The following is a 25,779-nucleotide window of genomic DNA, read 5'->3' on the forward strand; positions in this document are numbered from 1 at the left end:
GGAGTCGTTGAATGGATCTCTCCTTTTATGACGCAGCCGCCAGGCTGCGTTTTTTTTATCTCGGATTTCTCATGGTGTCTGATGACGGCCGGCTCCTGTTGGCCTGGCCGCGGCGTCGCGCCGGGAATTGATCAGAGCCTCCCTAGGCCAGGTGGCTGTGTCCCGGATGGTTGCTTTCGCCCAGTGGGCGGCTGTTGAGTCGGCACCAGGTTTCCCGCAGGATCAGGGCATCGTTGGCGGCGCGATGGATCGGTAGGGCCAGCTGTTGAATGACGTCCTGGCGGGTTGCGGACCAACGCTGCACCTGCTCGGGGCTAAGCAGGCTGGATACCGACTCGAGTTGAAACGCCGGAGTCAGGTTGGCGGCGCGATACAGCCGGTGGAGCCAGAAACTGTCAAAGGACCAGGCGTCGCAGAAGATCTGGCCGCTCAGCAATTGGTTGAGCTCATGGGCGACGTCCCGCACCGTTCTACCGTCCCTCTCCAGGGTGGCCCGGCTGATGCCGTGGACGCGCTCGGCGCTGTCCGACCAGTCCCTCCAGATGACATGGGGCCGAACCAGCCAGGACTGCAGGCTGCCATCGGGCAGGCAGACGCCGACTTCGATGGGGTAGCTGGCAATCAGGTCCAGACTTGAGGCCTCGAAATCAATAAATGCCGGGCTGTTGTCGGTTTTCATTCGGTATAGTTTTTTTTTAGTGAGCCGTTTCCAGAGTGTAACCGTCCTGTCAAAGAGACGCGAACCCTATCCTGCCATTCCACTGTTACAATATGCTCACCGATTCATTGCTGTGGTCCCGACCGGTCGGGACGTTCGCCGTTATCACCATGAGGCATTCATGACAGACACCGTCGTTGTAATCTATTCAGGGGGCATGGATTCCTTCACCCTGTTGCACAAAGCCATCGCCGAAGGCCACCGGGTGCATGCACTGTCGTTCGATTATGGCCAGCGCCACGTCAGGGAACTGGAGTGTGCCAGTCTGGTGTGCCGGGAGCTGGCAATCCCCCACAAGGTGATCGACATTCGCGCGTTGAATGCGGTTATGGCCGGCTCGGCACTGACCGGCGACCTGGCCGTGCCTGAAGGTCACTATGAAGAGGACAGCATGAAAACCACGGTGGTGCCTAACCGCAACATGATCCTGTTGTCGTTAGCCACCGGTTACGCGGTGACGGTGGCAGCTCAGGCGGTGTGGTTCGGGGCCCATGGTGGCGATCACGCCATCTATCCAGATTGTCGCCCCGAGTTCGTCGAGAAAATGGACGCGGTCTGCCGCATCGCCAACTACCAGCCGGTGGCCATCGCGGCACCGTTCATTCGTGCCAGCAAGGCCGAAATCCTCGGCGAGGGCCTGGCCCTGGGGTTGGAATACAGCCAGACCTGGACCTGCTATAACGGCCGCGCCAAGGCCTGTGGCCGCTGTGGCTCCTGCGTCGAGCGCCGTGAGGCCTTCGCCGCCCATGGTCTCCGGGATCCGCTGCCCTACGAAGAGGAAGCCTGATGTACAAGGTCAAAGAGGCCTTCTACACCCTCCAGGGTGAGGGTGCCCAGGCGGGCCGGGCGGCGGTGTTCTGTCGCTTCAGCAAGTGCAACCTGTGGACAGGACGGGAGCGGGACCGGGCCCAGGCGGTGTGTAACTTCTGTGATACCGATTTCGTGGGTACGGACGGTCAGCATGGCGGTCGCTTCGAGACTGCCGAGGCGTTGGCGGCCCATATCGCGGCCTTGTGGCCCGATGCCGGCGGTCGTCCCTATGTGGTCTGCACCGGCGGTGAGCCGCTGCTACAGTTGGACGAGCCGCTGATAGCGGCGTTTCATCGCGCCGGTTTCGAGGTGGGGGTGGAAACCAACGGCACCCTGCCGGCGCCGGCGGGCATCGACTGGCTCTGCGTCAGTCCCAAGGCCGATGCCGAGCTGGTGATCAAACGCTGTGACGAGCTCAAGCTGGTGTATCCGCAGCCGCTGGCGCCGCCGGAGCGGTTTGCCGACATCGCCGCCGGCCACTTTTTCCTGTCGCCGATGGCCTCGCCCAGAGTGCCGGAGTCTGGGCCGGACACGGTCAAGGAGGCCAATACCCGGAAGGCGACGGACTACTGCCTCGCCCATCCGCAGTGGCGCCTGACCCTGCAGATGCACAAGATCGTCGGCATCGACTAGCCGACGGTATCCGGACTCACAGTGACGTGGCCGGGCGAGGTTCCTGGACCGGAACCGGGGCCGCCTTGCTCTGGTTGCGATAATGGCTGGGGCTGACCCCGGTCCAGCGCTTGAAGGCCCGGGTGAAGTTGGCCGCATCGGCGTAGCCCAGGGAGTCGGCAATCTGACTCAGGTTCAGGCCGGTGTTTTCCAGCAGATCCCCTGCCCGATCCAGTCGCACGTCATCCACCAACTGTTGGAAACTGCAGCTTTCTTCCTGCAGGCGTCGTTTCAGGGTGCGTTCGGATACAAAGAGGGTGTTGGCCACTTGCGCCAGCTTGGGTGGAAAGGGGTGGCTGGTTTCAATGACCCGACGCACCCGACAGGCAAAGCCCGCGTCTTCGGTCAATTGCTGCAGTGCCTCCTCGCATTCCGCCCGGGATGAGGCGGCCAGTTGCACATCGCTGAAACGGATGGGGGCGTCGAGCTCAGTCAGCGGCAGCACAAACGCGTCCTCGTCCTGATTGAAGCGGACCGGGACGGCAATCTGGTGCCGAAAGCGGTGAAAGTAGCTGGGCTCGTTGCTGCGCCGGCGGATCTCGGCGTTGTTGAGGGGGGCGCTGCCCAGCAGCTGAGCACCCATGGTGGCGCAGCCGAACAGAATGGCATCGAGCAGAAACCCCTGCAGGGGGCCCAGGTCAACGTCACACACCATGCGAAACACCACCTTGCTGCCTTCCTGGCGCTGAAGCACCCTCAGGTGCGGGGCCCGCAGCGTCAGGAAACGGGATACCAGCTCCAGCGCCTGCCCCAGATTGTCGCTGCTCATGACGGCGATACCCAGCGCGCCATGCAAGGGTAGCTTCATTTCATTGGCCAGCATGATACCCAGACCGGGCTCCCCGCTTTCGATGATGGCACGGGTCACGAATTCGCTGGCCTGGGCCTGGCTGACCCGCAGTTCGGTTGACTGCAGGCGGGCGGGATCGAGTCCCACCCGCAACAGCAGGGCGCGCTCATCGACGTTGAGACTGCGTAACAATTCCGCCAGCAGATGCAGGTAGATTGCTGGCAAGCCGAGGTCCTGGGCCTGGGATGCTGAGGCTCGCATGTGTGTATCCTCGTTAGATTCTGTTCTTATTGTGTCGGTAAACGGAGGTGACCCTGATGGTCACCGGCGCTTTACAGCGTCCACTTGATTATGACGTGAACAGTCGTTCCACCCCATGACTCCGCTGACGGGTCAATGGGATGCGCAGGCCAATTCCGCGTCAGCGTCACTTTGGCCCCGGGGGGTCAGTTTTGATGGCGGTGAACGAAGTCGATCAGTGCCTTGGCAGACCGGCGCGGGACTTCCACCATGGGCAGATGCCCGACGCCGCGGAACAGCCGGATATCGGCGTTCGGGGTGACACGACGGTAGTAATCCACGCAGCGGGTGGGCGTAATGACGTCCCGGTCGCCCCACTGAACCTGCAGCGGAATGGACTGGCGAGGCAGGTAGCGTGCCGGCGCCAGACCATCGGCCACCATATCCGCGAAGATGTGGCGGTGGGCGGTGGAGCGCTTGATCAGGTCTGGTCCCAGTAACCCGGCGATGGCCAGGGAGCTGGGGTTGGGCTTGCCGTTACCCACCGAATTGAACATGCGGTAGACCGCCGTCAGGGAATCCGGGATCAGCACCGCATCCCGGTCGGATTCAAACGGTGCCTCGAGGTCGACCTCGGCGTGCTCCGGAATGCCCGCGCTGTTCAACACGGTCAGCGAACGGGCGGCAGGTTCCAGCTTGTGGGCCAGAATGGTGGCGATAGCACCGCCCATGGAGCTGCCCACCAGGTGCACGTTGTCCAGGTGCAGGTCGCTGAGCCAGTTGCGCAGGCGGGCGGCCTGGGTTTCATAGCGATAGCTGGCGTCGGCACGGTAATCGCTCTCGCCGAAACCGGGCAGATCGGGTACCAGGATGTGCCAGTGCCGGGGCAGGTGAAGGAGCCACAGCCCCCAGTTTTCTTTCATCGCGGCGAAGCCGTGGAGCAAGACCACGGTTGGACGTCCGGGTCCCGGTGTGCCCCGTTCCAGCCAAATCATACGGTGTTGGTCCACGAGCCCTTCGCGGCGCTTGCTCTGCTGCAACCAGCGGTGGCCAGTGCGCGCCAGGGGCCAAAGGTTGGGAGTCGGTACAGTCACGGTTTCGCCTCATACATCGGTTACCGTTTTAGTGTACAGCTGTGCGGCGAGCTGACGTTGGCTGTTCCGCCCTGGAGTGTCGGTGATGTGGGCAAGTCGGGGCTACAGGTCGAGATCGGTGATGACCGGATCGTGATCGGAACTGCGCCAGGGCACTGGCTCGGTGATGGGGTGCGCCTCGGCCGGCACATCGTTGCCCGCATCGTAGCCGACCTGGTAGCCAAGGGCTCTGGGTTCGTCGGCGTTGATCGCCCAGATGTGGGTCTGGCGTACCCGCGGCCGCAGGTTGGCGTCGGCCAGGCTGTAATCGAGGGTGCCACTGCGGCCTCGAAAGCGATAACTGCTGGCGTGGTTCGGACCGGCTGGCAGCAGGTTGCTGTAACCGGCTTGGGCCAGTTGTTGCAGCGGTAGCTCCCGGGCGTAGCTATTGAGGTCGCCGGTGATCAGGGTGCCAGCATGACCTGGCGGGTGAGCGAGTGTCGCCAGCCACTGGCTGAGCGCCTCGGCGGAGGCCAGGCGGCGCTGGCCAAAGCAGCCCTGGCCGTCCTGCTGGTCCCGTTGTTCGCCACGGGCATGGCGGCAGCTCTTCGACTTGAGATGAACGACCACGATGGCGACCGTGGCCCCGCCGGAAGCCGGTTGGAAATGTTGCAGCAGGGGTGGACGGCCCCGCCGCAGCGGAGAGGCGGCCGGTGGCGATTGCGCGGCGCCGACCGGCTGCACCCGGGTGTGGCGGTACAGCAGGGCCACCCGGATGGCATCGTCGCCGTCATGGCCCCGCCGCTGGATGTAGCGCCACTCCGGGCCCAGAGCCTGGCTCAGCTCGGCGAGGGCGCTGGCCGGGCCGTAGCCGTCGTTCTCGATTTCCGCGACCGCCGCGATATCGGCCTCGGCCGCGGTCAGCGTGGCCACCAATCGCTGGGTCTGGCGGCTCAGCTGGTGCTGATTGCGGGCACCGCGGGAGCCGCTGAAGTCACCCGAGTCGCCATTGAAGAAATTACCCAGATTGAGGGTGACCACCCGGATCGTGTTGCCACCGGGATGGACGGGCGCCGGCTGGCGTGGGTTGGTGTCGTGAAAGTGGGGCATCGCGTCGGGGTGGAGGCGCCACTCGCCGTAGCGGTAGTCCAGTACGCCGGTCAGGCCCGTGACTTCGGTGCCGGCCCGCAGCGAATGCTGGAGGCTCAAGCCCCCGGGGGGATAAGGCACGGGCGTTGGAAACGGCTGGCGACGGCCATCGTCCAGTAGTAGCCGCTGCCGTTGTTGCTGCCGGTGGAGGGCGATGGCCGCCGGACCGGGTGGGAGCAGCTGGGTGGGCACCGGTTGCAGCGCCGGTGCCAGGGTTAGGGCGCCGTAGCGATGAAGGTCGAAGTGATCGATGACCACCAGGGGTGAGGTCACGGTGACCCGCATGCCTTCCAGGGCTTCCCGCGCCGCTGGTTCGGGCCAGGGCAGTGACAGCGGCACCGGCTCCGGAAGCGCCCCGTCACCGCAGGCTATGACTGAGGTGACCGAAGTCAGCTCGGTCAGATCATGGTATTCCTGCACCGTGCCGGTAACCCGCACCCGCTGACCGGTCCGGGGCGACGGCCGGTTGCTGTAGACAAATAGGGCGTCGGAGGTGGCTGGGTCGGCGTCGGCAGCGGCATCCGTCTGTTGCAGAAAAAAGCCCCCCAGGCCCCCTCGTTGACTGGCGTCGAAGGTTACAATGCCTTCCACAATAACCCGCTCGCCAACCATTGGCGAGTGTGGACCGCTGCCCTGAATGGCGGCGATGGGCTCGGCGGGCCGGCCGCAGTCGGCAGCCAGTGCCGGGCTGGGGCTCAGCAGGATCAGGGCGAGCAGTGTTGAGCGTGGGCTGGCAGGGATGGCCATGATCATCCAGGGTGTTGGCTGTTACGGGATTGATGGTCGGTGAAGGGTAACCGCGGTCGTTCGGACGGCGGACGGTATCACAATGGAGTTGCAGCTAATGAGTAACATGCTCTGGGTTTTGGTGGTAGTGGCACTTTTAGTGGCAGGCTTGGTCTGGTTCCAGCACACGCGTATGGATCGCACGTTACAGACGCTGGTCGCCAGCGGTTTTGAGGTGTCCCGGCAGTGGCGTTCCAACGTGATGGTGGTGGTGGACGACCGCAGCGGCCGGCTGGCGCTGGTATGGCCAAACCGCTACCGGGTACTGTCGGCGGAGCAGTTGGTGGCGGTGGAGGTGGATGCCCGGGAAATGGAGGCTGCCCGATACCGCTACCGGCTGGTGCTGAAGTTCGATCACCCAGAATTCCGCGAAGTGGGCTTGGCCCTGCACCAGCGCGGCGACCGCGCCAGACTGTGGGCACGGGAACTGCTGGCCTGGCGCGACCAGCATCGGCGCGCCGTGGACGATTAGCAGGGCGCGGGCTGAGGGGACTTGAGCGCGGGCTCGTGTGGCTCCGGCATTGCATCGGAGCTTTCGGCCAGTTCCAGGGGGAACTGCAGCGGGTCCACCGACACCCCTGACACCGGTATGCCCAGCTGGCTGAGAACATGCGAACGCAACGCCGCACGGATGGGCAACGCCAGCCGCTGCTCCACCATGCCGTAGTCCTGGGCGACCACGGCCTGTTGGTGGGGCGTGAGGCGGCGGTCTGGGCGGAACACCAGGGTGATGGTGCGGCTCCATTGCTGATCCTGCGAGGCACTGCGGCTCGCCCGCTCGCTCAGCAGTTTCGGGTTGCCCCGAAAGCGGGTGAGCTGGAAATCCCGGTACTGCTGCTGGCGGTCGCACCAGCCCCGTGCGAACCACTGGCTGCCGCTGCACACCAGGGTGTGGGGTGACAGCACGCAGCTTTCCGCTTGTGGTTGATGCAGCGAGGCGTAATCGAGGGCCAGTTTGCGGCCCTGCCGAGTCGCGGCGATGACCGCCCGTACCACTTCCGGGTTGCCCTGGTGGCAGGGCAGGCGCACGACAGCGCTGGCCGGCAGGCGAATGTCCAGCGACTCGAAGGTCTGGCTCAGGCTGTCATGGCGACTCATCAGCTCCAGGTATTCGTCGGCTGCGCCCTCGGTGACCCTGGGCTTGAAGGCGGCCGAGGGAACATACCCCTTACGGTGGCGATCGTAATCCAGGTTGCCCGGAGCCACGTCCCGCAGGTACATGTTGATGTCCTTGGACGCTTGTTGCCGACCAATGCCAAATCCATGACAGATGTGGTTGGTGGTGAGTCGTCCTTCCCAGAGGGCGATGATTTCGATCAGGCGGTAGCGCAGCAGCAGATCCCACCGGATGGGCCATTCCGTTTTTTTCATGTCGCTCGGCTCGTTGATTCGGCAGATACAGGGCTCCCAACCCCAAAGATTCGCTTCATGGTACCGCTTCGGAGAACTGGCGTGGGTTACGTCGCCTTAATGTAAAACAATGTCAAACAGCGGGCGCCCCGGCGCTTTCAGGCCGGCGGGCTCTCGGTAAATGCGGATGCCGGATGAGATGCCTATTCTGTTTTCATGGCAATAATTAGCTTACTATTGGTGAATCCATTGTTTCGGGTTCAAATCAATTTTTTGGTGTTGCGGAGTACCACCCTATGAGAGACCAGTTTCCCTTTGCCGTCGCCCGAGTAACCCGCCGTTGGCGCAAGCTGCTGGACGAACGACTGAAGGATCTGGGGGTCACCCAGGCGCGCTGGACCACCATGGTCTACCTGCAGAAGGGCGGCGAGGGCCTGACCCAGCGTGAACTGGCCAGTCTGATGGCAATCGAGAACCCTACCCTGGTGCGCCTGCTCGACAGCCTGGAGGGGCAGGGGCTGATTGAGCGTCGGCCCTGCCAGCACGATCGCCGCGCCCGACGGCTGTTCCTGACGGAATCCGGCGAACGCTTCATGGATGACCTGAACGACCGGGCCCAGGCGCTGCGCGAGGAAATGCTGGCCGGTATTGGCGATGACGAGATCGAATGTGCGCTGCAGGTGTTCCAGAAAATCATGGTAAACGCGGAACGTCAGCAGTAAGCGTTCGCCGGCCAGGGGAGGCAGGATTCTGAGCGGCAATACGGTCGAGGCACTGAAAGCCCGCCACGGCGATCGCTGGCGCTGGCTGGCGGTGTGCACGGTGATGCTGGGCACCATGGCGACGGTGCTCAGCGCCACCGTGGTCAACGTCGCGTTGCCGGATATCATGTCCGAGTTCGGCATTCGTCAGGGCACCGCCCATTGGTTGGCAACTGGCTTCATTGCCGCCATGACCACCACCATGCTGGCGTCGAGTTGGCTGCTGGATCATTTCGGCCTACGCAAGACGCTGATGGTCGCCATGTCGGCTTTTTCATTGGTTTCGGTCCTGGGCGGCTTCAGCGCCAATGCCGAGAGCCTGATCGCCGCCCGTATTGCCCAGGGCGCGTTGGCCGGACTGATGCAGCCCATGGCCATGTACCTGGTGTTCCGGGTGTTCCCCCGTGAGCGCCGGGGCCAGGCCATGGGTATCTATGGCCTGGGCGTCATCCTGGCGCCGGCCCTGGGTCCGGTGCTGGGCGGCTTCCTGGTGGATCAGCTGGACTGGCGCTATGTCATGTTCGCACCGGCACCGATCACGGTGCTGGGGGTGTTCATGGCGTGGCGGTTCCTGCCGCTGCCGGTTGCCCGTCCGGCGCCCTACCCCTTCGATCTGATGGGGCTGCTGTGCCTCGGGCTGGCGGTGGCGGCCAGCCTGGATGCTCTCAACCGTCTGCAATCCCATCTGGCCACGCGCAGTGGGATAGCGCTGGAGGCGGGGCTGGCGATATTGGCTCTGTTGGCGTTCATTATCCGTGAACGCCGCACTGACCACCCGTTGTTGAAGTTGAGTCTGTTGCGGCGGCCGTCTTTCGTCTATGCCAACATCGGTGCCCTGGCACTGGGCTTGTCGCTGTTTGGCTCTACTTACCTGATCCCATTGTTCGTGCAGACCGCGTTGAGTTACTCGGCCACCGACGCCGGCTTACTGATGTTGCCCGCCGGTATTGCCCTGGGGCTGACCTTCCCGCTGGCCGGGCGTATGGCCGACCGCTACAGCGCCCGTGCGCTGATCGTGCTGGGTATCGGGCTGTTCACCTTGTCGGCGCTGCTGTTTGCGGTGTCGGAGCTGACCCTGGCGTTCGGTTGGCTGGCACTGTGGGCGGTGCTTGGGCGCATCGGATTAGGCTTCATGCTGCCGGCGCTGTCCACCGGTGGCCTGAACCCGTTGCCAGTGGAGGAGCTGGGGGCAGGCTCCAGTGTCATCAACTTCACCCGTCAGCTGGGTGGGGCCTACGGCATCAACGCTGTGGCGCTGACCCTGGAGTTTGGTGAGCACAGCGGCGGCCTGCCTAGCCTTTCCGCCTTTCACACCGCCTGGTGGCTGGTGGCGGTGTTCGTGGCCCTGGCCATCATTCCGGTGTGGCGGATGCGGGCGTGATTGCGTTTGCGCCGGCGGTGTCGTTACAATACAGCTCCTCTCGGGGGAGTAGCCTTCGCCGGCCCTGGTGGTCGGCGGGTAATGGTCAACACACTTGGAGCTCATCTCCATGGCCATTACGTCCACGCGGCAATTGCAGCGGGGATTGGCAAGACCTGGGACAGCACCATCTGCCGTGGGCGGACGATGGCGTTGTCTCATGTCTGGTAGTCCGCCCTGGAGTGTTCTGATGGAAGCTTTTCTCGCGTCATCACTGGCGGTATTCATTGCCGAGATCGGTGACAAGACCCAACTGCTGTCGCTGTTTCTGATTGGCCGGTTTGCCCGGCGCACGCCTATCATTCTGGGTATTCTGGTGGCGACCCTGCTCAATCATGCGCTGTCGGCGTGGCTTGGCGCCTGGGTGGCAAGCTGGTTGCCGCCGGCCTGGCTGCCCTGGATCCTGACGCTCAGCTTTGTCGCCATTGCGCTGTGGCTTTTGATCCCCGACCAGGATGACAATGACGACTCCGGATTCCTGGGCCTGGGCGCTTTTGTCGCCACCACGGTGCTGTTTTTCCTGGCGGAGATTGGCGACAAGACCCAGATTGCCACCGTGGTACTGGCGGCCCGCTTCAGCGAGACGTTGTGGGTGATTGTCGGCACCACCGTTGGTATGCTTGCAGCCAACGTACCGGTTATCATGGCCGGTAAATGGCTGATGGCGCGGTTGCCGCTGGCGACCGCCCGCATCGGCGCCAGTGCCCTGTTCCTGGTACTGGCGGCGGTCACGGTTTGGTCAACGAATTAACCAGACGGGACACTTGACCGTCAGGACATGCGCGAACGAGGGGGCGGATCGCCCTCCGGACAAGGTGATTATGGCGTTGAAACAACACTGGATTGGACTCGGCCTGGCCCTGCTGCTGATGCCAGGCGGCCTGGTGCTGGCCGATGCCGGCGCCAGTGCGCCCATGGCCGAGGCGGTAGCGGCCGAGCGCAGGGTGCCGCTCCTCAGCCTCGATGGCGATATCGCCGGTGACCTCAAGGCGCATCGGACCCGCTATGAGGATACCTTTGCCGAGCTCGGCAACCGCCTCAGCTTGGGCTACCTGGAACTGGTCAAGGCCAATCCGGGGGTAGACCCATGGCTGCCCGGCGAGGGCACCACCATCACCCTGCCACGGCAGTATGTGATGCCGGAAACCGAGCGTGACGGCATCGTGGTGAACCTGGCGGAGTACCGCCTGTACTATTTCCGCGATGGCGGCGTTGAGGTCTACCCGGTGGGCGTCGGCACCGAGGAGAATCCGTCGCCACTGACCAACGCGACCGTCACCATGAGCCTGAAATCACCGGCCTGGTATCCACCCAAGAGTATTCGCGCCGAATACGCCGCGTCCGGGGACTACCTGCCGGCCATGATCCCGCCGGGACCGGACAACCCCCTGGGGCCCTTTGCCCTGTTGCTGAGCGAATCGGGCTATCTGATCCACGGCACCAACAAGCGTTTTGGCGTGGGTATGCAGGTCAGCCACGGCTGTTTTCGGATGTATAACGAAGACATCAGCTACCTGGCCGGCGAGGTTGCCAGCGGTACCTCGGTGCAGGTCATTCACCAGCCGGTGAAGGTTGGCGTCAGTGGCAACGAGATCTGGCTGGAAGTGCATCGCCCCAAAGAAAACTACGACGAAGCGGATCGTGACCGCCTGTGGCAGACGGTATCGACGCGGCTGGCGCGCTTGCGGGATGAAATGCCGGACATTGAACTGCAGCGCCAGGCGGTGGAGTTGGCGGTGGACCAGGGCGATGGCCTGCCCCGCCTTATCGGTGAGCGGCTGACCCGGGTGGCCGCGGAAGAGCACCGTCACGATGGTCCTGCCGACCGTCGCCCTGCCCAGGACACCCAACCGACCAGTCCGCAGCTCTGGTTTTGAGGCGCTGCGGAGCAAGGAGCATCCCCCATGACACGTAATATCCTGATTACCGGGGCCAGTTCCGGCCTCGGCGCCGGTATGGCGCGGGAATTCGCCGCCCGCGGCAACAACCTGGCGTTGTGTGCCCGGCGCCTGGAACAGCTGGAAGCGCTGCGTGCGGAACTTCTCCAGGCCCACCCGGGTCTGACCATCTGTGTGCGGGCGTTGGACGTGGACGATCATGACCAGGTGTTCGAGGTGTTCCACGCCCTGCACAAGGAACTTGGCAGCCTGGACCGCATCATCGTCAACGCCGGCGTCGGCAAGGGCCAGCCGCTGGGGACGGGAAGGTTCCACGCCAACCGGCAGACCGCCGAGACCAATTTCGTCTCCGCGCTGGCGCAAATGGAAGCGGCCATGGAAATTTTCCGCGCCCAGAACCATGGTCACCTGGTTACGGTGTCATCGGTGACCGCGGTCCGCGGTATGCCGCAGAACGTCACCACCTACGCCGCCACCAAGGCCGGCCTGGCGGCCTTGTCGGAAGGTTTGCGGGTGGAGTTGGCGAAGAAGAAGTCGCCGATTCGGGTAACCACCCTGTATCCGGGCTATATTCGTACTGCGATCAACGAAAAAGTGAAGAACACCCCGTTTATCGTGGACACCCAAACCGGCTGTGCCGCCATGGTCAAGGCCATTGAAAGCGAAAAGCCGGAACTGTTTGTGCCGGGCTGGCCATGGACTCCGCTTGGCTTCGTGCTCAAACGACTTCCGGTTTCGGTGCTGGCCCGCCTGTTCTGATCGGTCCACGATCTGGGGAAGGTGATATGACTGTGACCCAATCCGATCGACCGTCACCAATCCGAGCCAGCCTCTGCTGGCTTACCTGCCTGCTGTTGGGGGCGATGCTCGCCCTGTTGCCGCTGTGGTCCCTGCTTTGGGCCCAGGAACCCGCCGAACGTACCGGCCTGGTACTAACCATCGATGGTGCCATCGGCCCCGCCACCATGGACTATGTGGTGCGGGGCATCGAACAGGCGGAGGATTCCGGGGCGGAAGTACTGATCTTGCGGATGGATACCCCCGGGGGGCTGATGGAGTCCATGCGCACCATGATCAAGGCCATTCTCGCCTCCGAGGTGGCGGTGGTGAGCTACGTGGCCCCGGAAGGGGCCCGGGCTGCCAGTGCCGGCACCTACATCCTCTACGGCAGCCATATCGCCGCCATGGCGCCGGCGACCCATCTGGGCTCCGCCACGCCGGTACAGATGGGGGGGCTGCCCGGCAGCCAGGAGCCGACGGAAGAGCCGGCATCCGAACCCGGTAACGATCGCGCTGACGACGCTGCCGCCGGGGACGCCGAAGCCGAGGATGAGAAACGGCGTGGCGGCTCGGCGATGGAGCGCAAGATCCTGGAAGATGCAGTCAGTTACATTCGCGGCCTGGCCCAGCGCCATGGCCGTAATGCCGACTGGGCCGAGCGTGCAGTGCGGGAGGCGGTCAATTTGGGGGCCTCCGAGGCCCTGGAACAAAACGTGATTGACCTGGTGGCCAGCAACCTGGGCGATCTGGTGCGTCAGCTCGATGGCCGAACCGTGAGACTGGCCATCGGTGACCGGCAGCTGGCGACCGCCAACCTGACGCTGGTGCGGGTGGAGGCCGACTGGCGTACCCGCCTGCTGTCGGTGCTCACCGACCCCAACGTGGCCTATTTCCTGATGATTATTGGCTTCTACGGCATCATCTTCGAGATGTCCAATCCGGGGGCCCTGGTGCCGGGGGTGATTGGGGCGATCTGCCTGATCCTGGCGTTGTTCGCCTTCCAGGTGTTGTCGGTGAACTACGCCGGGCTGGCGCTGATTTTGCTGGGGCTGGCGTTCATTGTCGGCGAAGCCTTCATGCCCAGCTTCGGCATGCTGGGCATCGGCGGCATCATCGCCTTTGTGGTGGGCTCGATCATCCTGATGGACGGCAGTCACAGCGAGATTTCCCTGCCCACCATCGGTGGCACTGCCCTGGTGGCGGCGGCGTTCATGCTCTGGACCATTACCCGTTTCATCGGCCTGCGTAAGCGCCATCCGGTCACCGGCCTGGAACAGCTTAGCCACGAGCCGGCCCAGGCCCTGGACGACTTTACCGCCCGCGAAGGCGAATACTGGGGCCATGTCCGGCTCAGCGGCGAGCGCTGGAACGCGGTCAGCTCAGGGCCGGTTGAGGCCGGGCAGCCGTTACAGGTGGTGGCGATCGACGGCCTCACGGTTCGGGTATCCGCGGCTCAGGGACTATCCTGAACTAAGGAGTGATGCAGACGCTCCTCAAGGACCGTGTGGATTTTCCAATGCCTAAGGAGGCACTATGATTGGCGACCTGATTCCCTACATCGCGCCCACCGTGGTCTTGCTGCTGATCCTCGGCTCGGCCATCAAAATCCTGCCGGAGTATGAACGGGGGGTGGTGTTCTTCCTCGGCCGCTTCCAGGGCGTGAAAGGCCCCGGCCTGATTATCATCATCCCCGGCATCCAGCAGATGGTTCGGGTCGATTTGCGGGTGATCACCCTCGATGTGCCCGGCCAGGATGTCATTTCACGGGACAATGTCACCGTGCGGGTGAATGCGGTGCTGTATTTCCGGGTGATGGATCCGGAACGGGCCATCATCCGGGTGGAGAATTTCGGCTCCGCCACCAGTCAGCTGGCCCAGACCACGCTGCGCTCGGTGCTGGGCAAGCACGATCTCGACGAAATGCTGGCGGAGCGGGACAAGATGAACTCCGATATCCAGGACATCATCGACACCCAAACCGCGGAATGGGGCATCAAGGTGGTCAACGTGGAAATCAAGCACGTCGATCTCAATGAGTCGATGATCCGCGCCATCGCCCGCCAGGCCGAAGCGGAACGGGAACGCCGTGCCAAGGTGATTCATGCCGAGGGCGAATTGCAGGCCTCGAAGAAGCTGGTGGAGGCTGCCAAAGTGATGGCGGCCAATTCCGGCGCCATGCAGTTGCGCTATTTGCAGACCTTGTCTGACATGAGCACCAACAATTCGTCCACCATCGTATTTCCATTGCCCCTGGATCTGGTCGAAGGTTTCATCAAGCGCCATGCGCCGGAGACATCCCCAGGGGGCGAAAACTGATGGCCCGGCCGTGAGGCTGGGCGGGACAGCCACAAAAAAGCCGGTCGTAGCGACCGGCTTTTTTTGCGCTGAGGCTAGCCTTACTTCTGGCTGGAGCGCTCCAGCATGCGACGTGCGCGCTCGTTGGCTTCATCGGCGGCACGCTGGGCAGCCTGGGCGGCAGCCAGAGCTTCTTCGGCGGTCTGCTGGGCAGAGCGAGCAGCGCTGGCGGCGTTGTTCGCCGTGGTCATGGCGTTGCTGGCAGTTTGCTCGGCGGAGGCCGCGTTGGCATTTGCCTCGTCAATGGCGCCCTGATCGGTGGTGGCACAACCCGCAGTCATAACGGTGGCCAGTGCAAACCCTGCGATCGTCAACTTACGCATATTCTTTCCTCTTCTGTAGTCGTTTACTTCCTGTGGAGCAGAAGCAGTATAACCAAATCCAGTTAGTTCGTGCCCACACGGCGTCGACAACCGGAATCGTGAATTAGTGTAAAACACTCTCGGTGAGAATGTTAACTCACTATAGGTAAAGATTTCCGGGAATGACAACAACTTAATGAAAGATGATGAGCGGCGTCCAGATTGCGCCGGCGACTTCAGGGGGTAATGCGAATTGGGGTGCCGTCAGCGACCAACTGCCAGATCTCTTCCATTTCCTCGTTGCTGACAGCGATGCAACCATTGGTCCAGTCCAGCCCCAGGTAGGCAAAGGACAGGTCACCCGCCTCGTTGGGCAGGCCGTGGATCATGATGCTGCCGCCGGGATTCAGACCCCAGGCCTGGGCCAGCTCCCGGTCGCGGTCGTTGGGGTAGGAGATGTGGATGGACTTATAGAAATCGCTGTTGGGATTGCGCCAGTCCAGCGTGTATTCGCCCTCCGGGGTGCGCTCGTCGCCTTCGTACAGCTTGTGGCCCACTGGGTTGTCACCCAGCGAGATGCGGTAGCTGCGTACTACCTGCTCACCCGCCAGCAGATACAGTCGGCGCTCGTCCTTGCGCACCAGCACCTCGCTGACCGGCAGCAGCGGGTCCATGGCGCTGGTCGCCATTTCCGAGCCATGACTGTAGGACATGAGTGACATCCCCAGGGGTAACAGCAGGAAAGCCCACATTGGAAAGTCGAAATGACGCAAAACGATTCCTTATCTGGGGAGCCGATGCATCACTGCCGAATCGCTTCTGTTCGCCTGGATGGTCGTAGGTTCTGTAAACCAAAGGCGATTCGGCAGTTGTTCAGCGGTCCCGTGGATTAACGATTGTTTAGAAACTTTTTATATCACAGCCTGTTTGCCGGGCGAACATGGCATTGTCTTCATTTTGTTACAGTTGTTGTTACGAATCCTGGTGATCGACTTTCAGGCCAACTTTGGTGACCCGGTCGGCGTCGGTGGCCCGGGCCACCAGGGTGACCGGGCCCAGCACCACCTGGTCCCCCACCACCGGGTGGCCCTTGGTGCGGCGCGCGAAGCACTCTGCCAGGGACAGCTCCGGTGGCAGCTCGTCGAAGTCGATGCCATAGACCTGCTCCACGTCGCCCAGCAGAGCGTCGCCATTGAGCACAAAGTCGCCAAAGAAGGAACGCTCGGTCAGATAGCCGGGGATGTGTCGGCCGCTGAGCGCCTTGCCCAGCTCCGGCAACAGTTCCGGCATGGCGAAAATGGCGATGACGTCGCCACTGGTGACCTCCAATGCCGGCGTTGGCTGGTGGCACAGGCGCTGGCGGAAGACACCGGCGATGGCGGTATTGGGTGGCAGCCGCAGTTGGCTCAGCGGCCTGCTTGCCTGCCACTGCTCGCCGCGGAGCGGGAACAGCATCAGCTCATGGTCGCCGGCGGCGGCGACATCCAGGGGTAGCCGGCGGTAGGGATCTTCACCCGCCGGCACTTCCAGGCGTAGTTTGCGGGCCAGCGGGGCCATGGTGGTGCCCTGAATCAGCAATGACACCAGCACGATGAAAAACGCCACGTGGAAGACCAGGGTCGCCTCGGGCAGGCCCGCCATCACCGGAAACAGGGCCAGCACAATGGGCACCGCGCCACGCAGGCCAACCCAGCTGATGAAACCGAGTTCGCGGCGATTGAAACCAAAGGGCCAGAGGGTGGTCAGCACCGCCAGCGGGCGGATGACGAAAATCAGTGCCAAGGCGAGCACCAGGCCACCTCCGGCCAGCGGGAGCAGCTCCGAGGGCGTGACCAGCAGACCGAGAATCAGGAACAGGCACAGTTGCGCCAGCCAGGCCAGGCCGTCGTGTACCTGCAGGATCATCGGCATCATCCGCACATGGCGGTTGCCGACCAGCACCCCGGCCAGGTAAATCGCCAGAAAGCCACTGCCGCCGAGGGCGTTGGTGGCGGCGAACACGGCGATGCCTGAGGCCACCACCAGCAACGGATACAGCGCCGGTGTGAGGCGCATGCGGTTGGCCACGGCGACGATGGCGTAGCCCCCCGTCACCCCCAGCACGGCGCCAATGCCGAACTGCTGAACCAGCATGATCAGGCCCTGCCAGCCGGCGTGAGCCTGCTGGTTGGCGATCATGGTGACCAGCACGATGGTGAGGAAGATGGCCATGGGATCGTTACTGCCGGATTCGATCTCCAGGGTGGCGCTGACCCGTTCGTTGAGGTGCAGGCCCCGGCCCTGCAACAGCGCAAACACTGCGGCCGCGTCGGTGGACGAGATGATGGCGCCAATCAGCAGCGCCGTCTGCCAGTGCAGGTCGAACACCCAATGGGCGATGATCGCGGCCCCTGCCGCAGTGATGAAAACACCGACGGTGGCCAGCATCAGGGCCGGCCGCAGCCCCACCCGGAAGGTGTCGGCGCGGGTGCGCATACCGCCATCGAGCAGAATGACCGCCAACGCGAGGTTGCCAATCAGGAACGCCAGTTCGAAGTTGTCAAACTGAATGCCGCCGGCGCCATCTTCGCCCATCAGCATGCCGACGATCAGGAAGATTAACAGCACCGGCATGCCAACCCGGCTGGACAGGGGGCTCAGGACGATGCTGATAATCAGCATCAGGGCGCCAATGAGGATTAAAAGGGAATCCATGCCTTCTCCCGTGGATCAGCCCTCGATCATACCAAACCCCGGTGATGGGATTAAGGTGGCATCGTAGCGGACGGTCACCGGGTGCCCGATCAGCGCTGGGGGTTGTCCCGGGTCACCAGCTTGGCCGCGTGCTGGGAACTGACCACACGGTCCCGGCCCCCGCGCTTGGCCCGGTACAGCAGGTCGTCCAGGCGTTTGAAGGCGGTGTCCATGGTTTCGCCCGGTTTCGCCTCGGTGACGCCGAAGCTGGCGGTGATCTGGTCGACGAACGGCATCGGGCTGTTGCGGACTTTCTCCCACAGCGACTTGGCGAGGGTATTGGCGCCACCGAGCTGGGTGTCTTCGCACACCACCAGGAATTCCTCGCCACCCATCCGGTAAACGGTGTCGGTGCTGCGCACCTCGTCGGTAAGCAACCGGCTGAGGCGGACCAGCACCTCATCGCCGGCATCATGGCCATAGCGGTCGTTGATCCGTTTGAAGTGATCGATATCCAGCATGATCATCGACAGCGGTATGCCCGTGCGGCGGAAGCGGGCCATGGCCTGGGGCCACTGGGCACTCAGGTGGCGGCGGTTGAAGGTGTTCGTCAGCGGGTCGATGGTGGCCTGCTCCCGCAACTTGAACTCCAGGTCTTTGATGGTGGTGATGTCGGCGATGTAGCCGTTCCAGACGGTGGCGCCATCGTCCAGCCGCTGCGGCCTGGAGTCGCCGCGCAGCCAGCGGATGCCCTGCTCCGGCAACTGCACCCGGAATTCGCTGACCCAGGGCGTGAGCGACTCCTGGGACTGGCGAATGTCGTTGTAAACCTGTTCCTTGTCATCGGGGTGCAAGCGAAAGAACAGCGCCCGAACGCTGTTCTTGGCCTCGTCTGCGGTGACTTCAAAAATTTTCTCGACGCCGTCGCTGATAAACGGGAAGCAGCTGGTTTCGTCGGCTCGCAGCAGGAACTGGAAAATGACCCCGGGGACTTCCGCCGACAGATCGCGCAGCAGGTGGTCGCTGCGTTGCAACGCCTGCACCGCGCCAATGTAGTCGGTCATGTCGACGCCGATACTGAGGTAGCCCAAGCCACGGCCCTTGTCATCGAGAATGGTGGACAGGGTGAGTTGAACCTGGCGCAGTTCGCCGTTGCGGTGCAGATAGACCCAGTGTTGTGACCGTTGCAGCCCGGCTTCGATGGCGGCAGCGTAGACCTCCTGGCGGGTCACCGGGTGTCCCAGCTGGTTGGCCAGCCTGTGTTGCCAGCGTCGGAGGTCGTCCGGGTGATGCAGGTCCATGGGGGTTTTGTGGCCGACGACGTCTTCCGGGGCATAGCCCAGCAGATGCTCGGCGCCGGTGCTGAACAGGGTGATCATGCCGTTCTGGTCGGTGGCAATGACCGCGACGTCCACGGCCGATGCCAGCAGGCTGGCGCGGTAGGCGTTGGCCTCTTGCAGCTCCCGGGTTCGATGGAACACGCCGCGTTCGGCCCGGCGCCGCTGGAACAGCAGCAAGGCCAGGTAACCGGCCAGCAGGGTCGCCGCCAGGGTGCCACTGGAAAACATCATCATGGCGGCGGAGCGATCGTGCCAGCGTTCGGGGTGTTCGGGGTAGACGGTGATCCGAAACAACCGATCAGCCAGGGTCAGTTCAAGACTGTAGTTCAATGCCGGCAGTTGTTGGAAACCTGGTGGTGTGTACAGCCGGCGCGGCGGCGACGCCTCTCCGGGCAGCTCGGCCACGATCATCTGGATGCCGTGATCCTGGTCCACCGGTGTTTCCAGCCGCCCTTCCGGCCAAATGGCCACCGATTGGATCAGGCTGCCCAGGTCGAGCTGGAAGTAGACAAAGCCCCGCAGGTTGCCGAAATGCCGTTCGGTCACGTCCAGTCCGGTGCCGTAGCGAAACACCGGTGCAATCAACAGCAGACGGGTGGCGGGCTCAGTGGCGGTCGGGTCAGGCTCCAGAGGCAACAACACGGTCTGGCCACTGGCGAGCGCCCGATCAAAGGCCATGCGCCGGCCCGGGAGATGCCCCAGGTCGACACCGGTGAGATCCATGTGCTCCGGCGAGGCGTGCAGGTAGGTGACCGGATACAGGCGCAGCCCTGGGCTGAGGGCCGATTTGAACGTAGCCAGCGGCGGCTGTAACCGGTACGACGGGCCATACTCCCGGCGCATACGGTTCAGGAAGTCGTCGAGCTGGGAGCGGGGCACGTTTTCCACCCAGGCGACCGCCATCTTGACCCGTTCGGGCGCGCGGATGAGATTCTGAAAGCGGTGCCGGTCCAGAGCCGGTTCCTGGGTGAGAAAGCGGCGCAGGGCGTCCACATCCTGCAGCTGCCGAAACAACACCGCATCCACCAGCTGGATGCGGTGTTGGGCAAGCTGGGCAAAGCGGGACTGGGCCAGACGTTCCTCGGCTTCGTCGATTCGATGGGTCAAGTACACCGTGAACAACATTCCCAGCAGGAAAGTCACCGCCACGGGCCAACCGTAAACGAACAACTCTCGGTTGAAGCGGGAAGAGTGGGCCACGATTGCATACCAGGCTGGTTTACTTACTCAAGTATTGCACAGGAGTGGATTGGTTGCCTGCGGGTATCGCAACGGGCTTGCCTGGGCATCAGGCTGGCCCTATATTACCGTCGTACCCTGTTGTGCGGGTGTAGTTCAATGGTAGAACGGCAGCTTCCCAAGCTGCATACGAGGGTTCGATTCCCTTCACCCGCTCCACGTTTCCGCTTTCCTGCCGTAATCCCGCCCTGGACGCCACCACGCATCCCTGCCCGTTAGGTGTGTGGTTTCTGTACATATGTACTAGTATCAGTGAAGACTAGGCCGCTCGGCCCATGCGCCACCGCTATATGCTCCCTATCGTTCTGGAATAACCCTCGGTTGAGTACTACCTTGAGTGGGTGCCGGGCTTGCGGTGGCGCTGTGTCGCCTGCGGTGTCTGGGAATCGTTGCAACAGCCGTTGAAACTCACCGATACAAGGAGGTCCGCATGACAGACGACACCTTGGTGTTTATTGAAGACGATGAAACCGAGGTGGAGCCGCTGGCGGCCGACGCCATCGATCACTGGCAGATTCTGGTGGTGGATGACGACCCGGAAGTGCATCAGTCAACCGGTTTTGCGCTTGCGGATGTCGAGATCCTGGGGGCGAAGGTTCAATTACAGTCCGCCTATTCGGCGGGCGAGGCCTACCAGTACCTGAGTGCCCACGACGAACCCGCAGTCATCTTCCTCGACGTGGTGATGGAGTCGTCCGATGCCGGTCTGCGCCTGGCCGACCAGATTCGCAACGAGCTCCAGCTGTCCAAAACCCGGATCATCCTGCGCACGGGGCAGGCGGGTTACGCGCCGGAGCTGAAGGTGATCAGCGAATACGATATCAACGACTACCGGGTCAAGAATGAACTGACCCAGGTGCGCTTGATCACCTCGCTGACCGCGGCGTTACGCAGCTACCAGCAAATCTTGCGGCTTGAAGCCAGCCATCGCGGCCTCGAGCAGATCATTAGCTCGACCCGCGACCTGCTCAGCAGCGAGGGCTTTCGCCAGTTTTCCCACGGCGTGTTGATCCAAATCGGCGCTTTCCTGAACCTGACCCGGTCCGAGGGGATGGTGGTGGTGTCGATCCCTAATGAACAAGTCGTGGGCCAGGCCCTTGAGCTGAGCGACCAGACCATCGTGGCCGCCACCGGCCGCTATGAGGGGCTGATTGCTCGCTCGAAACAGGAGATCAGCTCGGGATTGCAGCGGCAACTGATCGATCGGGTGATCGCCAGCAACGAGCCCTATTTTGGCAGCGATGGCACCGCGTTGATCTGTCACGGCCAGCATTTCTCGTTGGTGGTGTATGTGGACACCCGGCGCACAGTGAGCGGTGAGGAACAGGGGCTGTTGCGGGTATTCGGTCAGAACATCGGCCTGATGTCCGATAATCTGACGCTCATCGAGCGTTTGCATCAGCAAGCCTTCTTTGACCCCATTACCCTACTGCCCAATCGCTTGAGCCTGGAGGAGTGGCTCGATCGCCGGCCGGAGCAGAGTAATCGCCATAGGCTGCTGCTGATCGATATCGACTATTACAACAGTTTTCTGGAAACCCTGGGGCCGGAGAAGTGCGCCAAGCTGGTGCGGCTGTACGCTGATCGTTTGCAGGATGGGCTGCGAGGCGTCAGTGAGTTCCTTGCCCACCTGGGAGATGACACCTTCGCCGCCGTGCTCTCCAATGCCGTCGACCAGGGCGGCGTTGAGGCTATCCTGAATCTGGAAGTGCAACTGACGGGGTTGTCGGTGCAGCTGATGGCCACTGCGGTCACCGTTAATCTGGATGAGAGGGAACTGAGTGGCCGCCAGCTGCTGAGTGCCGCGCACCTGTTCATGAAGGACGCCAAACAGCACCGGCGTCGTGGCCTCACCCATTTTCCGGTATCGGCGCTGGAGAACGGGCGTCGCAACATCCAGCTGTTGCGGGACCTGGTGGAGGCGATCGGCAATAACCAGCTGGTGATGCACTACCAGCCCAAATGGGATGTTGCCGGGCAGCGCTTCCACGGCATGGAGGCGCTGGTGCGCTGGCCCCATCCCGCCGGCCACTGGGTCTCGCCGGCTGAATTTGTGCCCCTGGCCGAAACCGCCGGACTCAGTAATGAACTGTTCCAGTGGGTGCTGAACACGGTGCTCAGGGAGTATGCCGAGCTGTTGCGCCAGGTGCCGCAGGCCGGGCCGGTGGCCATCAACATTTCCGGTACCCAGTTGCACGACTTGTCCATCGTCGATCGGTGCCGGACCTGTGCCGAACGTTTCGGCGTGCCCAGTACCAGCCTCACCTTCGAAGTGACCGAATCCGCCGCCATCGCCGGCGGCATTGACAGCGCCATCGAACTGCTGCTCAGGCTGAAAGCCTCCGGTGTGCGGATCTCTCTCGACGATTTCGGCACCGGCTACTCGTCCCTCTCCTATCTGGCCCGACTACCGGTGGATCAGCTCAAGCTGGATCGATCGTTTATCCAGAAGCTGAAGGAATCCAGCGGCGTTGCCATTGTGAAGTCAATCATCGAGCTTGGCGCTTCGCTGGGCCTGGAAGTGGTGGCGGAAGGCATCGAGGAGGAAACCGAAGCCCAACTCCTCAGCGAGATGCAGGTGCACAGTTTTCAGGGCTATCTGTACGCCCGGCCCATGCCCATGGCCGACATCGTGGAACTGCTGGCTGGGGCCGATTGAGCATGCGGGTTCGCTGGTATCACTCGATTCGCACCCAGCTGCTGTTGTTGGTCATGGCGCCGTTGATTCTGCTGTTCTGTATGCAGGTGATCAACTCCAAACAGGTGTCCGAACGGGTGCTGATCGAGAACCTGGCCCACTCGGTCACCACCTACTCCCAGACCCTGAATCTGGCCATATCCGTACACCTGGGCACCGGCAATTCGGTGAGCCAGATAGCCCCGTTTCTGAACGAATTTATCGACACCGGTGGTGAGGGTATCGTTTACCTGGCCTTGACCAACGAGCAGGGCGAGACGGTTGCACAGACGCCGGGCGCACCGGATCTGGCCACAACCTTCGCCAATTTGCCGATTACTCCTGAGTTGCTGGCCCAGACCCAGTACCACGTTGCCATTCCCATCTTGCTGGATCGGGACAATGTCGGGCTGCTGCACTACGGCGTCTCGCTGGGCAGCATTCATCACACCACCCAGCGCCTGTTCGAGGACTACCTGCAGCGGAGCCTGCTCGGTCTGGGCCTGATCGTGCTGCTGATGGGCGGCTTGTCGCTCTGGGTGCTGCTGAAAATGAATCGGCGGCTCAACGGCTTGTTGCTGCGCAGCCGCAAGATCGCCAAGGGTGAATACGAAGTGCCGGCCACCGACCGGGGCCGGGACGAGATTGGGGTACTGAGTTGGCAGATGGATCGTATGCGCGAAGCCATTCGCACCCGAGTGATTGAGCTGAACGACAGCCGCAAGCAGGTGGAGACTCTGAATGACGATCTGGTGCAGACCCTCGACCAGCTCAAACTGTCGCAGGAGAACCTGGTGCAGTCGGAAAAGCTGGCCAGTCTTGGCAGTATCGTGGCGGCGGTGGCCCATGAACTCAACACGCCCATTGGCAACGCCTTGACGGTGGCCACCACGTTCGATCATAAATCCCAGGAGTTCAACCGGGCCATGGCCCAGGGACTGCGGAAGTCGACCCTGGAAAAATTCGTGGCGGATGCGAACCAGGCGACGCAACTGATGGCCCGTAACCTCAGCCGTGCCACCGATCTGGTGGAAAGCTTCAAGCATGTGGCGGTTGACCAGACCAGCTCCAAGCGCCGCCACTTCAACCTGCGCCAAACCGTCGAAGACCTGTTGACCACGTTGCAACCCACCATCCGGCACCGGCCGGTGACGACGCACTTCGATATTCCGCCGGACATCGAGCTGGACAGTTTTCCGGGCCCACTGTGCCAGGTGATTTCCAACCTGTTCAACAATGCGATGATTCATGCCTTCGAGCCGGACCAGGCTGGCCACTGGAGCGTGGCCGCACAACGTCAGGGCGGCGATCAGGTAATCCTTACCGTGGTGGATGATGGCAGGGGTATGTCGAAAGCGGAGTTGGGCAAGATCTTTGACCCCTTCTACACCACCCGCCTGGGTCAGGGCGGTAGTGGGCTTGGATTGCACATTGTGTACAACCTGTCCACGGCGGTATTGGGGGGAACGGTGTCGGTGGCATCGGCGCCAGGCCAGGGCGCAACCTTCACCCTGCGCCTGCCGCTGTGCCCGCAAACCCTAGCAGAAAACTCTTCAGATACGTCGGTGATTGCATGAGACGAGGTGGCTACTACGCCGTTGGCTTGTTGTGCCTTGCGGTCGGGTTAAGCTCGCCCGCGCTGGCCTGGGAACTGATCGAAGACCGGTTGTTTTTCAATACCTACGGCACTCTTGGGGTTGCCGCCGTTGATGACGATGACGTTGCCATCGACAATCTGCAGGATCAGGATATCGGTGACGAGCCCTCCGCCGGTTTTGACAGCCGGCTGGGCCTGCAACTGGAATACCGTGTCAACGAGCGCTGGAACATCACCTGGCAGGGGCTGGCCACCCGCGACGAGGACGACGACTACGAATTGGATACCAAGTGGGCGTACATCGATTTCGACGCTGCGTCCTGGTTGACCGTCCGCCTCGGCCGGTTCATCACACCGCTATTCCAGATCTCGGAACAGCGCTACGTGGGCTATAGTCAACCCTGGGCGCGACCGCCGCTGGAGGTCTATGGTCTGGAGAACGATTTTGACCACTCCGATGGCCTCTGGTTCGCCTTGAGGCTGCCCACCACCGGCGTTGCCACAACGCTGGATCTGTTCGTCAGCCGACATCACTCAGCCGATCTGGATGTCGAGATTGAGCCGATCTACGGGGCCGCATTGAACGTGACGAGGAATAACCTGAACCTGCGCCTGATGCTGGCCAATCTTTCCATTGATCTGGATCATTCGGAGCTGGCAGGCCTGGATCAGCTGCTCCAGCAGCCATCGGCGGAACATGAATACCGCTTTGACTCGGACTTTCTGTATTACAACCTGGGCTTTCAGTACAACGACCATCGCTGGCTGGCACTGCTGGAATACATACACCTTAACTCCGAAGGCCATTTCTACCCCGAACTGGAGGCCTTCACCATTACGGTTGGGCGCTACCTCGATGTGTTCCTGCCCTACGCTGTCTATTCGAAGCGCTCCGTTCTGAATACCGAGCCGGAGACCGGGCTGACGGGCATGGCGGGGGTGGTGGCCAACAGCCTCATTGACGCCAGAAAGTCCGATCAGTCTACCCTGGGGATGGGGCTTCGCTGGGATGTCCTGCCCGGCCTTGCCGTCAAGGGCCAGTGGGACCATATCCGTATCCCACCCGATAGTCGCGGCGTGTTTGACCGGGACCCCGATGGCCATGTCAATCTGTATACCCTGGTCTTGGATTGGGCGTTTTGATGAGAA

Annotated in this window: 22 protein-coding genes and 1 tRNA gene; 14 read left to right on the forward strand and 9 right to left on the reverse strand. The window is 62.5% G+C overall.

What is annotated here, in order from left to right:
- Positions 1-142 precede the first annotated feature (142 nt).
- Positions 143-679, reverse strand: a complete 537-nt coding sequence (locus N6L25_RS00730) for a 3'-5' exonuclease (protein ID WP_271977059.1) — start codon at positions 677-679, stop codon at positions 143-145.
- Between the two features lie 160 nt (positions 680-839).
- Here N6L25_RS00730 and queC point away from each other — a divergent pair, with 160 nt between their 5' ends.
- Both queC and queE read left to right on the forward strand, forming a co-directional pair.
- Positions 840-1,505, forward strand: a complete 666-nt coding sequence (queC, locus tag N6L25_RS00735) for a 7-cyano-7-deazaguanine synthase QueC (protein WP_271977060.1) — start codon at positions 840-842, stop codon at positions 1,503-1,505.
- A complete protein-coding gene (queE, locus tag N6L25_RS00740; RefSeq protein ID WP_271977063.1) occupies positions 1,505-2,161 on the forward strand; it encodes a 7-carboxy-7-deazaguanine synthase in 657 nt (218 codons plus the stop codon). The genes queC and queE overlap by 1 nt, the downstream gene beginning before the upstream one ends.
- 16 nt (positions 2,162-2,177) lie before the next feature.
- Here the strand turns inward: queE and N6L25_RS00745 are convergent, their stop codons facing one another.
- From N6L25_RS00745 to N6L25_RS00755, 3 genes are all read right to left on the reverse strand, one after another.
- Positions 2,178-3,251, reverse strand: coding sequence for an AraC family transcriptional regulator (locus tag N6L25_RS00745; RefSeq protein WP_271977065.1), 1,074 nt, complete (start codon positions 3,249-3,251; stop codon positions 2,178-2,180).
- Positions 3,252-3,436: 185 nt separating this feature from the next.
- Entirely contained in the window at positions 3,437-4,324 is an 888-nt protein-coding gene (locus tag N6L25_RS00750; protein ID WP_271977066.1) for an alpha/beta fold hydrolase, read from the reverse strand.
- 102 nt (positions 4,325-4,426) lie between these two features.
- Positions 4,427-6,199, reverse strand: coding sequence for an ExeM/NucH family extracellular endonuclease (locus N6L25_RS00755; RefSeq protein ID WP_271977068.1), 1,773 nt, complete (start codon positions 6,197-6,199; stop codon positions 4,427-4,429).
- 172 nt (positions 6,200-6,371) lie between these two features.
- Here N6L25_RS00755 and N6L25_RS00760 point away from each other — a divergent pair, with 172 nt between their 5' ends.
- Positions 6,372-6,710, forward strand: a complete 339-nt coding sequence (locus tag N6L25_RS00760; RefSeq protein ID WP_271977070.1) for a hypothetical protein — start codon at positions 6,372-6,374, stop codon at positions 6,708-6,710.
- On the opposite strand, the gene N6L25_RS00765 is transcribed toward N6L25_RS00760, so the two are convergent.
- On the reverse strand, positions 6,707-7,609 hold the full coding sequence (locus tag N6L25_RS00765; protein ID WP_271977072.1) for a WYL domain-containing protein: 903 nt from the start codon (positions 7,607-7,609) through the stop codon (positions 6,707-6,709). The two genes, N6L25_RS00760 and N6L25_RS00765, sit on opposite strands and share 4 nt — an antisense overlap.
- A 275-nt stretch (positions 7,610-7,884) precedes the next feature.
- On the opposite strand from N6L25_RS00765, the gene N6L25_RS00770 reads away from it, so the two are divergent.
- From N6L25_RS00770 to N6L25_RS00800, 7 genes are all read left to right on the forward strand, one after another.
- Positions 7,885-8,310: a MarR family transcriptional regulator gene (locus tag N6L25_RS00770; protein ID WP_271977075.1), complete on the forward strand. Its 426-nt coding sequence runs from the start codon at positions 7,885-7,887 to the stop codon at positions 8,308-8,310.
- Positions 8,311-8,338: 28 nt separating this feature from the next.
- Positions 8,339-9,730 carry an MDR family MFS transporter gene (locus N6L25_RS00775; protein WP_271977410.1) on the forward strand — a complete coding sequence of 464 codons (1,392 nt, stop codon included), beginning with the start codon at positions 8,339-8,341 and terminating at the stop codon, positions 9,728-9,730.
- Between the two features lie 229 nt (positions 9,731-9,959).
- Complete coding sequence (locus N6L25_RS00780; RefSeq protein ID WP_271977077.1) at positions 9,960-10,520, forward strand: TMEM165/GDT1 family protein; 561 nt, start codon at positions 9,960-9,962, stop codon at positions 10,518-10,520.
- A gap of 70 nt (positions 10,521-10,590) precedes the next feature.
- A complete protein-coding gene (locus tag N6L25_RS00785; protein WP_442915190.1) occupies positions 10,591-11,646 on the forward strand; it encodes a L,D-transpeptidase family protein in 1,056 nt (351 codons plus the stop codon).
- Positions 11,647-11,673: 27 nt separating this feature from the next.
- Complete coding sequence (locus N6L25_RS00790; RefSeq protein ID WP_271977079.1) at positions 11,674-12,426, forward strand: SDR family oxidoreductase; 753 nt, start codon at positions 11,674-11,676, stop codon at positions 12,424-12,426.
- A 26-nt stretch (positions 12,427-12,452) separates the two neighbouring features.
- A complete protein-coding gene (locus N6L25_RS00795; RefSeq protein WP_442915191.1) occupies positions 12,453-13,916 on the forward strand; it encodes an NfeD family protein in 1,464 nt (487 codons plus the stop codon).
- Positions 13,917-13,980: 64 nt separating this feature from the next.
- Positions 13,981-14,763 carry a slipin family protein gene (locus N6L25_RS00800; RefSeq protein WP_271977081.1) on the forward strand — a complete coding sequence of 261 codons (783 nt, stop codon included), beginning with the start codon at positions 13,981-13,983 and terminating at the stop codon, positions 14,761-14,763.
- A gap of 80 nt (positions 14,764-14,843) precedes the next feature.
- On the opposite strand, the gene N6L25_RS00805 is transcribed toward N6L25_RS00800, so the two are convergent.
- From N6L25_RS00805 to N6L25_RS00820, 4 genes are all read right to left on the reverse strand, one after another.
- Complete coding sequence (locus N6L25_RS00805; protein WP_271977082.1) at positions 14,844-15,125, reverse strand: Lpp/OprI family alanine-zipper lipoprotein; 282 nt, start codon at positions 15,123-15,125, stop codon at positions 14,844-14,846.
- 215 nt (positions 15,126-15,340) lie between these two features.
- Positions 15,341-15,793, reverse strand: a complete 453-nt coding sequence (locus tag N6L25_RS00810; RefSeq protein WP_442915196.1) for a L,D-transpeptidase family protein — start codon at positions 15,791-15,793, stop codon at positions 15,341-15,343.
- Positions 15,794-16,076: 283 nt separating this feature from the next.
- Positions 16,077-17,798, reverse strand: a complete 1,722-nt coding sequence (locus tag N6L25_RS00815; RefSeq protein ID WP_271977085.1) for a potassium/proton antiporter — start codon at positions 17,796-17,798, stop codon at positions 16,077-16,079.
- An 89-nt stretch (positions 17,799-17,887) separates the two neighbouring features.
- The gene (locus tag N6L25_RS00820) at positions 17,888-20,317 is read right to left on the reverse strand and encodes a sensor domain-containing diguanylate cyclase (protein ID WP_271977086.1); all 2,430 of its coding nucleotides are present in this window, start codon (positions 20,315-20,317) and stop codon (positions 17,888-17,890) included.
- A 124-nt stretch (positions 20,318-20,441) separates the two neighbouring features.
- Between N6L25_RS00820 and N6L25_RS00825 the strand changes: the two genes are divergently transcribed.
- From N6L25_RS00825 to N6L25_RS00840, 4 genes are all read left to right on the forward strand, one after another.
- Positions 20,442-20,515, forward strand: a tRNA-Gly gene (locus tag N6L25_RS00825).
- 271 nt (positions 20,516-20,786) lie between these two features.
- Positions 20,787-23,015, forward strand: a complete 2,229-nt coding sequence (locus N6L25_RS00830; protein ID WP_271977088.1) for a putative bifunctional diguanylate cyclase/phosphodiesterase — start codon at positions 20,787-20,789, stop codon at positions 23,013-23,015.
- 2 nt (positions 23,016-23,017) lie between these two features.
- On the forward strand, positions 23,018-24,610 hold the full coding sequence (locus N6L25_RS00835) for a sensor histidine kinase (protein ID WP_271977089.1): 1,593 nt from the start codon (positions 23,018-23,020) through the stop codon (positions 24,608-24,610).
- A complete protein-coding gene (locus tag N6L25_RS00840) occupies positions 24,607-25,773 on the forward strand; it encodes a hypothetical protein (RefSeq protein ID WP_271977090.1) in 1,167 nt (388 codons plus the stop codon). The genes N6L25_RS00835 and N6L25_RS00840 overlap by 4 nt, the downstream gene beginning before the upstream one ends.
- Positions 25,774-25,779: the final 6 nt, after the last annotated feature.

The organism is Marinobacter sp. SS21, from assembly GCF_028369065.1.
Classification (GTDB): Bacteria; Pseudomonadota; Gammaproteobacteria; order Pseudomonadales; family Oleiphilaceae; genus Marinobacter.

Bases quoted from the DNA above. Each gene is read 5' to 3' on its own strand.
- N6L25_RS00730 (WP_271977059.1), bottom strand. From the start codon at position 679: ATGAAAACCGACAACAGCCCGGCATTTATTGATTTCGAGGCCTCAAGT.
- queC (WP_271977060.1), top strand. From the start codon at position 840: ATGACAGACACCGTCGTTGTAATCTATTCAGGGGGCATGGATTCCTTC.
- queE (WP_271977063.1), top strand. From the start codon at position 1,505: ATGTACAAGGTCAAAGAGGCCTTCTACACCCTCCAGGGTGAGGGTGCC.
- N6L25_RS00745 (WP_271977065.1), bottom strand. From the start codon at position 3,251: ATGCGAGCCTCAGCATCCCAGGCCCAGGACCTCGGCTTGCCAGCAATC.
- N6L25_RS00755 (WP_271977068.1), bottom strand. From the start codon at position 6,199: ATGGCCATCCCTGCCAGCCCACGCTCAACACTGCTCGCCCTGATCCTG.
- N6L25_RS00760 (WP_271977070.1), top strand. From the start codon at position 6,372: ATGGATCGCACGTTACAGACGCTGGTCGCCAGCGGTTTTGAGGTGTCC.
- N6L25_RS00765 (WP_271977072.1), bottom strand. From the start codon at position 7,609: ATGAAAAAAACGGAATGGCCCATCCGGTGGGATCTGCTGCTGCGCTAC.
- N6L25_RS00770 (WP_271977075.1), top strand. From the start codon at position 7,885: ATGAGAGACCAGTTTCCCTTTGCCGTCGCCCGAGTAACCCGCCGTTGG.
- N6L25_RS00780 (WP_271977077.1), top strand. From the start codon at position 9,960: ATGGAAGCTTTTCTCGCGTCATCACTGGCGGTATTCATTGCCGAGATC.
- N6L25_RS00785 (WP_442915190.1), top strand. From the start codon at position 10,591: ATGGCGTTGAAACAACACTGGATTGGACTCGGCCTGGCCCTGCTGCTG.
- N6L25_RS00790 (WP_271977079.1), top strand. From the start codon at position 11,674: ATGACACGTAATATCCTGATTACCGGGGCCAGTTCCGGCCTCGGCGCC.
- N6L25_RS00795 (WP_442915191.1), top strand. From the start codon at position 12,453: ATGACTGTGACCCAATCCGATCGACCGTCACCAATCCGAGCCAGCCTC.
- N6L25_RS00800 (WP_271977081.1), top strand. From the start codon at position 13,981: ATGATTGGCGACCTGATTCCCTACATCGCGCCCACCGTGGTCTTGCTG.
- N6L25_RS00805 (WP_271977082.1), bottom strand. From the start codon at position 15,125: ATGCGTAAGTTGACGATCGCAGGGTTTGCACTGGCCACCGTTATGACT.
- N6L25_RS00810 (WP_442915196.1), bottom strand. From the start codon at position 15,793: ATGGCGACCAGCGCCATGGACCCGCTGCTGCCGGTCAGCGAGGTGCTG.
- N6L25_RS00815 (WP_271977085.1), bottom strand. From the start codon at position 17,798: ATGGATTCCCTTTTAATCCTCATTGGCGCCCTGATGCTGATTATCAGC.
- N6L25_RS00830 (WP_271977088.1), top strand. From the start codon at position 20,787: ATGACAGACGACACCTTGGTGTTTATTGAAGACGATGAAACCGAGGTG.
- N6L25_RS00835 (WP_271977089.1), top strand. From the start codon at position 23,018: ATGCGGGTTCGCTGGTATCACTCGATTCGCACCCAGCTGCTGTTGTTG.
- N6L25_RS00840 (WP_271977090.1), top strand. From the start codon at position 24,607: ATGAGACGAGGTGGCTACTACGCCGTTGGCTTGTTGTGCCTTGCGGTC.